The organism is Nonomuraea sp. NEAU-A123 (assembly GCF_018603905.1).
Taxonomy (GTDB): Bacteria; Actinomycetota; Actinomycetes; order Streptosporangiales; family Streptosporangiaceae; genus Nonomuraea.
Genome location: NZ_JAHFZZ010000007.1, coordinates 206845 through 217536, shown reverse-complemented (window position 1 = coordinate 217536; position 10692 = coordinate 206845). Strand labels below are relative to the sequence as shown.

9 protein-coding genes are annotated in these 10692 nt (G+C 71.1%); all 9 read left to right on the top strand.

Annotated elements, in window-relative coordinates; translation table 11 throughout:
- Nucleotides 1–4 precede the first annotated feature (4 nt).
- The 9 genes from murG to KLK06_RS23120 all read left to right on the top strand — a co-directional run bounded on the left by murG (nt 5) and on the right by KLK06_RS23120 (nt 10622).
- On the top strand, nt 5–1081 hold the full coding sequence (gene murG / locus KLK06_RS23160) for an undecaprenyldiphospho-muramoylpentapeptide beta-N-acetylglucosaminyltransferase (RefSeq protein WP_214637667.1): 1077 nt from the start codon (nt 5–7) through the stop codon (nt 1079–1081).
- Nucleotides 1078–2478, top strand: coding sequence for a UDP-N-acetylmuramate--L-alanine ligase (murC, locus tag KLK06_RS23155; protein WP_214637666.1), 1401 nt, complete (start codon nt 1078–1080; stop codon nt 2476–2478). The genes murG and murC overlap by 4 nt, the downstream gene beginning before the upstream one ends.
- Nucleotides 2479–2673: 195 nt before the next feature.
- Nucleotides 2674–3336, top strand: a complete 663-nt coding sequence (locus KLK06_RS23150) for a cell division protein FtsQ/DivIB (RefSeq protein WP_214637665.1) — start codon at nt 2674–2676, stop codon at nt 3334–3336.
- A 454-nt stretch (nt 3337–3790) separates the two neighbouring features.
- A complete protein-coding gene (gene ftsZ, locus KLK06_RS23145; RefSeq protein ID WP_214637664.1) occupies nt 3791–5227 on the top strand; it encodes a cell division protein FtsZ in 1437 nt (478 codons plus the stop codon).
- Nucleotides 5228–5539: 312 nt separating this feature from the next.
- On the top strand, nt 5540–6262 hold the full coding sequence (locus tag KLK06_RS23140) for a YggS family pyridoxal phosphate-dependent enzyme (protein WP_308168400.1): 723 nt from the start codon (nt 5540–5542) through the stop codon (nt 6260–6262).
- A gap of 142 nt (nt 6263–6404) precedes the next feature.
- A complete protein-coding gene (locus KLK06_RS23135) occupies nt 6405–6905 on the top strand; it encodes a cell division protein SepF (protein ID WP_214637663.1) in 501 nt (166 codons plus the stop codon).
- 80 nt (nt 6906–6985) lie between these two features.
- On the top strand, nt 6986–7279 hold the full coding sequence (locus KLK06_RS23130; protein WP_214637662.1) for a YggT family protein: 294 nt from the start codon (nt 6986–6988) through the stop codon (nt 7277–7279).
- A 107-nt stretch (nt 7280–7386) separates the two neighbouring features.
- Nucleotides 7387–8262 (top strand): DivIVA domain-containing protein, encoded by an 876-nt coding sequence (locus tag KLK06_RS23125; RefSeq protein WP_214637661.1) that lies wholly within the window; start codon nt 7387–7389, stop codon nt 8260–8262.
- Nucleotides 8263–8303: 41 nt separating this feature from the next.
- The gene (locus tag KLK06_RS23120) at nt 8304–10622 is read left to right on the top strand and encodes a hypothetical protein (protein WP_214637660.1); all 2319 of its coding nucleotides are present in this window, start codon (nt 8304–8306) and stop codon (nt 10620–10622) included.
- Nucleotides 10623–10692: the final 70 nt, after the last annotated feature.

The following is a 10692-nucleotide window of genomic DNA, read 5'->3' as shown; positions in this document are numbered from 1 at the left end:
CGACATGAGGGTGGTCCTCGCCGGTGGCGGGACGGCCGGGCACATCGAGCCGGCTCTCGCCCTTGCGGACGCGCTGCGCCATCTTGACCAGCGCATCGGCATAACCTGCGTGGGCACCGAACGCGGGCTCGAAACCCGTCTGGTCCCGGCCAGGGGATACGAGCTCGAGCTGGTGCCGGCCGTGCCGCTGCCGAGGGCGATCACGCCGCGGCTGCTGACCGTGCCCGGACGGCTGGCCGGGGCGGTCAACGCGGTGGCGGCGATACTCGACCGGGTCCAGGCCGACATCCTGGTGGGCTTCGGCGGCTATGTGGCGACTCCCGCCTACCTGGCGGCCAAGCGGCGCGGCCTGCCGATCGTGGTGCACGAGGCCAACCCGCGGCCCGGCCTGGCCAACCGGCTGGGCGCCCGGCTCACCGACCACGTCTTCACCGGCTTCCCCGACCACGTGCTGGGCAAGGCCGAATACATCGGCACCCCGCTGCGCCGCGAGATCGTCACGCTCGACCGGCTGTCGATGGGCGACAAGGCGCGCTCCTGGTTCGGGCTGCAGACCGACCGGCCCACGCTGCTGGTCTTCGGCGGCTCCCAGGGAGCCAGGTCGCTCAACGAGGCCGCGCTGGCCGCCGCGCCCATCCTGCGCTCGGCGGGGGTGCAGGTGCTGCACGTGATCGGCCCCAAGAACACCGTCGAGCGCGAGCCGCCGCCGGGCGACCCCCAATACGTGCTGCTGCCCTACGTCGATCGCATGGATCTCGCGTACGCGGCCGCGGACTTCGCCCTGTGCCGCAGCGGCGCGCTGACCTGCGCCGAGCTCACGGCGGTCGGGCTGCCCGCCGCCTACGTGCCGCTGCCGCACGGCAACGGCGAGCAGCGGATCAACGCCGAGCGCATCGCCGCGGGCGGCGGCGGGTTCGTGGTCGGCGACGCCGAGCTGTCATCTGATTGGATCGTCCATAACGTCCTTCCGGTGCTCCACAGTCCCGAGCGGGTCGTGGCCCTGTCGGAGGCCGCCTCCAGGCTCGGGCGGAAGGACGCCGATATCATTCTGGCCAGGAAAGTGTTGGAGATAGCCCGATGAGTCTCGTCAAGCTGGTCGATCCCGTCGCCGCAGAAGAGCTGGGGCGCGTGCACTTCATCGGCATCGGTGGCGCGGGGATGTCAGGGATCGCCCGCATCCTGCTCAAGCGCGGGGTGCGCGTGTCCGGCAGTGACGCCCGCAGCACCGAGCAGGTGAGCGAGCTGCGCGAGCTGGGCGCGATCGTGCACATCGGCCACGCCGCCTCCCACATCAGGGACGTCGACACCGTGGTGGTGTCCACCGCGATCCGCGACTCCAACCCCGAGCTGGGCGAGGCGCTCAAGCAGGGGCTGCGGATCATCCCGCGGGCCGCCGCGCTCGCCTCGGTGATGGCCGGGCGCACCGGCGTCGCCGTCGCGGGCACCCACGGCAAGACCACCACCGCCTCGATGCTGACCGTGGCGCTGCAGAAGTGCGGCGCCGACCCGTCCTACTGCGTGGGCGGCCAACTCGTCACCACCGGGCTGGGGGCCGACGAGGGGTCGGGCGAAGTGTTCATCGCCGAGGCCGACGAGAGCGACGGCTCGTTCCTCATGCTGGCGCCCGACATCGCCGTGGTGACCAACGTCGAGGCCGACCACCTCGACAACTACGGCGATCCGCGGGCCGTGCACGACAGCTTCGCCCGCTTCGCCGACCGCATCGCGTCGCTGCTGATCGTCTGCGCCGACGACCCCGGCTCGGCGGAGCTCGCCGACGTGGCGCGGGCGCGCGGCCTCAAGGTCATCACGTACGGCGAGACGGGCGACTACCGCGTGAGCGATGTCCGGCCCGACGGGTTCGGCACCACGTTCACCATCGAGGGCATGGGCGAAGTCCGGCTGGCCGTCCCCGGGGCGCACAACGCGCTCAACGCCACCGCCGTGGTCGCCGTGGCCGTGGCGCTGGGGCTGCCGTTCGAGGAGATCAGGGACGGGCTGGCGACCTTCACCGGGGCCAAGCGGCGCTTCGAGGCCAAGGGCGAGGCGGGCGGGGTCGCGGTGTTCGACAGCTACGCCCATCACCCGACCGAGCTGGCCGCCGACCTGCGGGCCGCGCGTGACGTGGTGGCCTCCTACTCGGGCACCGGGCGGGTCATCGCGGTCTTCCAGCCGCATCTCTACTCGCGCACCAGGTTCTTCGCCGACGAGTTCGGGACGGCGCTCGGGCTGGCCGACGAGGCGATCGTGCTCGACGTCTACGGGGCCCGTGAGGATCCCGAGCCTGGCGTCTCAGGGGCCATGGTGGCGGGCCGCGTGCGGCTGCCCGCCTCGCAGGTGGTCTACGCTCCGGACCGCGCCTCCGTGCCGGCCCTGGTGGCGGGCCGGGCCCGGGGTGGCGACATCGTGCTGACGATGGGGGCGGGCGACGTGACGGAGCTGGGCCCGCAGATCCTCGCGGAGCTCTCCGCGGGATGACACCGCGGTCCCTCAGGGTCCGCGCTCCCGTACGGTCGGTGGCCGGGTGCGGCCGGTCGGTGGGTGGTCGGCCCGGTGGTCGTGGGCGGTCGGGTGGTGGCTTGGGCGTGGCGCCGTGGGCGGTGGCCGCGGGCGGCGTAGGTTCGGTGGCGCACGGCGTGTCGGTTGCGCGAGGCGGGCGACCTTGGGAGGGCGATGAAGGCGCGCGACGCTTTCCTGGTGCTGCTGACCGCCGGAGTGGTCGGCACCGCCGCCTGGCTGGTGTTCTTCTCACCGGTGCTCGGCGTACGTTCGATCGACATCGTGGGAAATGTCACAGTGCCTGCTGAGCGCATCGAACAGCAGGCCGGAGTGCCCCAACTGCACCCGCTGGCCACCGTCGACCTCGCCGGGGTGGAGGGCCGCGTGATGAAGATCAGGCAGCTCGCCTCGGCCAAGGTCGACCGGGTCTGGCCGGGCACGCTGAGGATCGAGGTGGTCGAGCGCGAGCCGGTCGCCGCGGTCACGGCCGGCGGGAAGGCGGCGCTGATCGACAAGACGGGCGTCGTCATCGAGATCAGGGACATGGTCCCGCCCGGCCTGCCGACGCTCAAGCTGGACCGCCCGGCCGCCGGAGACCCCACGACCATGGCCGCGCTCCAGGTGATCCAGTCGCTGCCCGACGATCTCGCCGCCAAGGTACGCCTGGTCCGCGCCTCCTCACCCGAGGGCGTGTCGCTGGAGCTCTCCGACGGCCGCAGCGTGGTCTGGGGCGGGTCCGACCGGGGCGCGGACAAGGCCCGCATCCTGGCGACGCTCCTGCGGCGCAAGGCCGACGTCTATGACGTGAGCTCACCCGACGTGGTGACGCTCAAGTGAGCCAGGCTCCAGCGCCGCGACGGAAGCCGCTGGGGCCGAGGCAGGTCGCCGGGGTTCGCCATGAGCGTGATCCGCAAGTGAAGTTGGGGCGTCCTAGGGGACATGTGTCGCATAAAGGGCAACGCGCTCGGCAAAGTGCCCCAATTGTGGCGCCGGGCGATGGCCGAGCCTGTCCGGGATGGGGGTCCCGGCGTGAGAGCCTTAACACGGCGCGTGGCAGAGGAGGACCCCGACCAGGCGTGACGACGGAGCGAAACGGACAGCCCGCGACACGCCGGACGTGCTTGCGGCGCGGTTAGTTGACCCGCCTGGAGCGTAACTCCTACTGTCCGTATCAATCCTCAGGTTGACATAAATCTGAATCTCAACTTGAGGTTGAGAGTTAACGAAGCAAGCGAACGCGGAGACGATCCGCACCGAAATGGCAAGTCAACGAGCGGAAAGGCCCCTCGTCGTGGCAGCACCGCAGAACTACCTCGCGGTCATCAAGGTCGTCGGCATTGGCGGCGGCGGAGTGAACGCCGTCAACCGGATGATCGAGGAGGGACTCAAGGGCGTCGAGTTCATCGCGATAAACACCGACGCCCAGGCGCTGCTGATGAGTGACGCCGACGTCAAACTCGACGTGGGCCGTGAGCTCACGCGCGGGCTGGGTGCCGGCGCCAACCCCGATGTGGGGCGCAAGGCGGCCGAAGACCATCGTGAGGAGATCGAGGAGGTCCTCAAGGGGGCCGACATGGTCTTCGTGACCGCGGGCGAGGGAGGCGGCACCGGCACCGGCGGCGCGCCCGTCGTGGCGAACATCGCCAGATCGCTCGGCGCGCTCACGATAGGCGTAGTGACCCGGCCGTTCAGCTTCGAGGGCCGCCGCAGGGCCTCCCAGGCCGAGGCCGGCATCGAGACCCTGCGCGACGAGGTCGACACACTGATAGTGATTCCCAACGACCGGCTGCTGTCGATCTCCGACCGGCAGGTGAGCGTGCTCGACGCGTTCAAGGCGGCCGACCAGGTGCTGCTGTCCGGTGTACAGGGCATCACCGATCTGATCACCACGCCCGGCTTGATCAACCTCGACTTCGCCGACGTCAAGTCGGTCATGTCCGGCGCGGGTTCGGCGTTGATGGGCATCGGCCACGCACGCGGTGACGACCGCTCGGTCGCCGCGGCCGAGATGGCGGTCTCCAGCCCGCTGCTGGAGGCCAGCATCGACGGCGCTCACGGCGTGCTGCTGTCGATCGCCGGCGGCTCCGACCTCGGCCTGTTCGAGATCAACGAGGCCGCCCAGCTCGTGTCGATGGCGGCCGCGCTCGACGCCAACATCATCTTCGGTACGGTCATCGACGACGCGCTCGGCGACGAGGTGCGGGTCACCGTGATCGCCGCCGGGTTCGACGACGTGCCGCCGCCGGTGGAGAAGCCGCTGCCGCGCCCGCAGAGCCGCCCGGCCGCCGCGCCCGCGGCCCCGCCCGTGTCGTCGCCGGTACGGCCCAGCGTGCCCAGCGTGAAGGCCGAGCCCGCGCCGCAGCGTTTCGACCCGCGCCCCGAGCCCCGTCCCGAACCGCGTCCCGACTTCAGGCCGGAGCCTCGCCCCGAGCCGCGCGCCGACCTCCACCCCGAACCGCCTCGCCCGGACCACCGGTCCGACTTCCGAGCCGAGCAGCGCTCCGACCATCGGCCCGAGCCGGTGCGCCCGGTGGACAACACGCCCGAGCCGGTCCACGAGGCGATCGCCGACGAGCCTTCCGGCCCCGTCTCGATCCCTCGCCCCACGCCCGAGCCCGCCAATCCGCCCACGCCCATCACCTCCCGCATGTCGGAGCCCGCCAAACGCCGTCCGGTGGTTTTCGAAGAGCAGGAGGAGGAGCTCGACGTCCCCGACTTCCTCAAGTAGCCCGACTCTCCGCCGCTCCTTCCTCACCGGTCTTCACGGGCCTCACCGGGGGAATGGAGCGGCGCAGCCGCGTCCGGGGTCGGTTCGGGACGTCGCTCATGGCGTCGGCCCGGGGTGCCGGAGTGATCGAACTCACGTACCTCGTCACGGCGGCCGGCCCCGTGCGGGGTCAGCGGCCGTCTTCCTGGAGGCCCCCGGCCCCGTGCGGCGGGTGGGGCCCACCGGGCTTGCCGTACCGGAAAGAAGAGTGCCGCACCACACGGGCGGCGCGCCTGCGGCACAGAGACACACGAGCCGAACGAAGAGGTGGACGTGAGCGTGAGTGCGGACGAGAGACGGCGGACGCGGCGGGATGAGATCGCGGCCGCGCTGGCGGAGGTGCAGGGGCGGATCGGCGAGGCGTGCCGGGCGGCCGGGCGTGATCGCGCCGAGGTGACCCTGATCGCCGTGACCAAGACCTACCCCGCCTCCGACGTACGTCTCCTGTGCGAGCTCGGCGTCCGCGAGGTCGGCGAGAACCGCGACCAGGAGGCCGCCCCCAAGGCGCGCGAATGCCAGGACCTGCCGCTGACCTGGCACTTCGTCGGCCAGTTGCAGACCAACAAGGTCCGTTCCGTGGTCTCCTACGCCGACGTGATCCATTCGGTCGACCGGGCCCGGCTGGTCGAGGTGATCAGCCGCGAGGCCGGCAAGCAGGGGCGCCAGGTCGGCTGCCTCGTACAGGTGGCGCTCGACGACGACCCGGCCAGAGGCGGCGCCAGGCCCGTGGACGTGCCGGAGCTCGCCGACCTGATCGCCGCGGCTCCGCACCTGTGGCTGGGCGGGGTGATGGCCGTGGCGCCGCTGGGCGAGGAGCCGGGCAAGGCGTTCGCCCGGCTGCGAGAGTTGGCCGCCGCCGTACGGGATCGCCACCCCCATGCCACGATGCTGTCGGCGGGCATGAGCGATGACCTCGGCGCGGCCGTCGCGCATGGCGCGACACACGTTCGGGTCGGTACGGCGTTGCTCGGTCGTCGCAAGCCCTTCGTCAGGTAATGTCCCGTCAAGTGGGTCTTACAGGCCCGCCACTACCCAGTAGAGGTCGATCAGCGGTGAGCTCCAGGGGGGTACGGCTGCCGCCTCGGACCCGGCGACAGGCCCGAGCGAGTGCGACCATGAGCAGGAGGACGACGTAGCGATGGCCGGCGCGATGCGCAAGATGGCGGTCTACCTCGGTCTCGTGGAGGACGACCGCTACGAGAGGTACGAGACCTACCCGGACGAGTACGCCTACGAGGATGAGCCCCCCCGAACCGGCGAGGAGCGGGCCGTAGCGGTCCAGGACCGCGACGATGAGACCGATACAGGGGTCCCCGCGCCGAGGCCATCCACGACCGTCCTGGAGCGCCGTACGACCGATCTGGCGCGCATCACCACGCTCCATCCCCGGACCTACAACGAGGCCCGGACGATCGGCGAGCACTTCCGCGACGGCACCCCGGTCATCATGAACCTGACCGAGATGGTTGACAGCGACGCAAAACGCCTGGTCGATTTCGCGGCAGGTCTGGTCTTTGGCCTACATGGCAGCATTGAACGTGTTACCAACAAGGTGTTCCTGTTGTCCCCAGCCAATGTCGAGGTGACCGCCGAGGACAAGGCTCGAATCGCGGAACGCGGGTTCTTCAACCAGAGTTAGAGTCTCTGTATGTCTATCGCACCCAACCCGGTCTCACCGAGGCCGGGCGGGCACATCAGAAGTGGAGGCGCGGCCACGCCGTGGGGATCGTAAGTCAGATCTTGGTCGTAGTCCTGTCTCTGTATCTGGTGCTGCTCATCGGCAGGATGATCTTTGAGACGGTTCAGGCGTTCGCCAGGCAGTGGCGCCCCTCGGGCGTCGTGCTGGTGCTTGCCGAGGCCACATACACCGCAACCGACCCACCTCTCAAGTTCCTCCGCCGTTTCATTCCCCCGCTCCGGTTGGGTACGGTGGCCTTTGACCTAAGCTTCACAGTCCTCTTCATCGTCGTTCTGATCTTGATCCAGATCGTTGGATCGCTGGGCGCGCGGTGACGGAGGGCCGTGTCCCCCCGGTCGTGATCCAACTCGTGTCCGCGCTGAAGTGATTCGGGTTAACCGTCCCTCCGGACAGACTCCAAGCGCGCCAAGGAGACCAAAAGATGCCGCTGACGCCCGCTGATGTGCGGAACAAGCAGTTCAGTACCACCCGGCTACGGCCGGGCTACGACGAGGAAGAGGTCGACGCCTTCCTCGACGAAGTCGAGGCTGAGCTGGACCGCCTGATCCAAGAGAACGAGGAGCTCCGCGCGAAGCTGGCCGAGTGCCTGCGCGGGAAGGTGCCCGGGGGCATGAGCATGCCCATGGCCTCCGCGCCGGTGCAGGAGCAGCCGAAGCCCGAGATGATGGCGCCGCCGCAGCCGGAGCCCATGCGGGCCCCCGAGCCGCAGCAGCAGCCCCAGCCGGTCCCCGTTGCCATGAACATGCCTCCGGCCGAGGACAACATGGACACCGCGGCCCGCGTTCTCGCGCTGGCCCAGCAGACCGCCGACCAGGCGATCTCCGACGCCCGCCGCGAGGCGGACGAGACCGTCACCCGCGCCCGCCGCGAGGCCGACGAGATCCTGACCAAGGCTCGCCGCCAGGCCGAGCAGGTCATCGGCGACGCCCGCGCCCGCGCCGAGACGCTCGAGCGCGACGCGCAGGAGCGCCACCGTCAGGCCATGGGTTCCCTCGTCCAGACCCGCGACGAGCTGGAGCGCAAGGTCGAGGAGCTGCGTAGCTTCGAACGCGAATACCGCAGCCGCCTCAAGCTCTACCTGGAGAACCAGCTCGCCGAGCTGAACGTCTCCGCGGAAGGCAGCGGTGGCTTCCCCGTCATGACGGGCGGCGGTCCTTCGGCGGCTGCTCCGGCCATGTCGCACGCGGTGCCTCAGGGTGGTCAGCAGCCTCTGCCCGGTGGCCCCAACCCCTTCGGCGGTGAATCCCCGCAGGGCGCTTTCCCCGGCGGTGACGGTCCGCACAACGACCGCCGGTAAAGTAGCGGGTCAACTGGACCCGTCACTCGAAAGAGCCCTTAGTGATCCTAATCAGTGCTGGTTTGGTGCTCGCGGCGGTTGTCTTGCTGATCGCGGGCTTCGTTCTGGCAAAGCCGTTCCTGATCATGTGGTCCATCGTGGTCAGCGTGCTGTCCGCGCTGTTCCTGGTGATCGGGGCGCTGCTGCGGCGTCACGAGCTGTTTCCCGGTGGTGGGCGGGCCGCTGCGCCGGCCACCCCGCCGGTGGGGCTCACGCCCGTCGGCATGCAGCACGGCCAGACCCAGCAGGGCGCGATGGGTGTCCCTATGGGAGCGCCGCCGTCGCCGCGTCCTCCGACGCTCCAGCAGACGGTCACCGCACCGGCGCAACGCCGTCCCGCGGTGCGCGGCATCTCCCCGGACGCGCTGGTCCTGGTGATCCCCGGACGCAAGCGTTACCACGTCCCGGGTTGCCGCCAGCTGATCGGACGGGATCAAGAGGAGCTCACGTACGAGGAGGCGCGCGAGGAGGGCTTCACGCCCTGCACGGCGTGCCTGCCGGACGCAGCGCTCGGCGGACGGCAGCTGCCGCCTGCCGCCGGCCCCGAGCCCGCCGTCACCCCCAAGCCCGGCGGCCCTGACCCCGCCGTCACCCCCAAGCCCGGCTCCGAGCCTTCATCGGCTCCCAAGGTCCTCGCGGACCTCCGGGCCGAGGCGCCCGGGCCCACGCGCGACCTGCGCCCCCCGGTGTCCGCCGGTGCGGCCCAGCCGAAGCCCGACTCAAAGGCTTCCACCCCCGCCCCGGACCCGGCCGAGCCGACCGGATGGTTCGCCCGCCCCCCGGCGGAGCCCGCCCCGTCGAGCGGCACGCGAAAGCCCGCCACTCCGGGGCCCGGCACGGAACCCCCGGCCGCCGACCCTTCCGCAGGCCCGAGGCTCGCCCCTTACGTCACCACCATGCCGTCGTCCGGCCCGTCCAGAGGTGATCAGCCAGCGTCCGGCCCGTCCAGGGGCGATCAGCCAGGGTCCGGCCAGTCCGGGGCTGGCCCGTCCAGAGGCGGTCCGGCGTCGTCTGGGGCGGGGCAGCCGTCCGGTCAGTCCAGAGGTGATCAGCCAGCGTCCGGCCAGTCCGGGGCGAGTCCGTCGAGGGGCGGTCAGTCGTCGTCCCAGCAGGCCGGTTCCGGTCCGTCCAGGGGTGGCCAGCCATCTTCCAGCCGGTCCGGGGTGGGGCAGTCCGCGGGGGACCAACCGGCGTTCGGTAAGCCCGGGAGCGGCAAGCCTGGGTCCGGAGAGCGTCCGTCGGCTTTTGCCGCAGAGGCCCGGGACCAGAGCCGTGGCGGCCCGGACCGTGGTGCCTCCGAGCGCGCTGGTCAGGACCGTGGCGCCTCTGAGCGGCCTGGTCGGGATCGTGATGCTGCCCCGGACCTTGACGACTCGGGGCCTGCGACGGCGCCTCAGCGTGCCATACAGCCGGGCGACCCCGCACCGGAGCGGTCCGCACTGGGTAAGGCCGGTCGGCCCCCGTCGTCGGGTCCGTCCGAGCGCCCCGCTGTGGTGCCCGAACGTCCCGCCTCGTCGGCCGAGTCCGCTGCCAAGCCTCAGGGCCCCCTGCCTAAGGGGCCGAGCGCGTCCGGCAAGCCCCAGCGGCCTGAGCCCGGCAGCGGGGTTAGCGGGCCGGGTAGTGGTCCGCAGGAAGCCGGTGCCAAAGCTGGTAGGCCCGAAGGAGCCAAGCCTGGCAGGTCCGAATCGGGTTCGCAGACGGCCAAGCCCGAGCGTCCCGGATCCGGGGGCGAGGTGTCCGGGGCCAAGGGGGAGCGGGCCGAATCGGTGGGCGGGACCGTGATCATGCCTGTGCAGTCCGGACCGGCCTCCGGGGCGACGTCCAAGCCGGAGCGGGTCGAGCCTACGAGCGGGGCGCGCCCGTCCGGCGCGAAGCCCGCTGCGGGTGCGACGCCTGCGGAGAGCACGCCCGCCGAAGGCGCTAAAGCGGCTGAAAGCGCTAAGGCGGCCGAGAGCGCCAAAGCGGCTGAAAGCGCCAAGGCAGCGGCCAGTACGCCTGAGCCCGCGCCCGCCAAGCCGGACAGTGCATCTGCCAAGCCCGGCGGCCCCGCGTCCGGCCAGGAGACCCCAGGCAGGGGAGACACCGCTCCCGCCAAGGAAACGACGGCCAAGGGCAAGTCCGACGGAGAAGGCGCGCCGAAGACCGGACGGTCGGCCACTGTGAAGGTCATCGTGGGCACCCGCCGCTACCACAGCACCGCCTGCCCCCTCATCCGGGGCGCGGGCGAAACCGGCGTGGAGACCATGACGATCACACAAGCCGAGTCGGCCGGCCTGACGAGCTGCTCCGTCTGCCAGCACGAGCGCGAGTCCGTCGGCTGAGCGACTGCGAGTGGGTCTGCGCCTAGTCCGTCGGCTGGGCGACCGTGAGTCGGCTGTCCCGGGATGACTG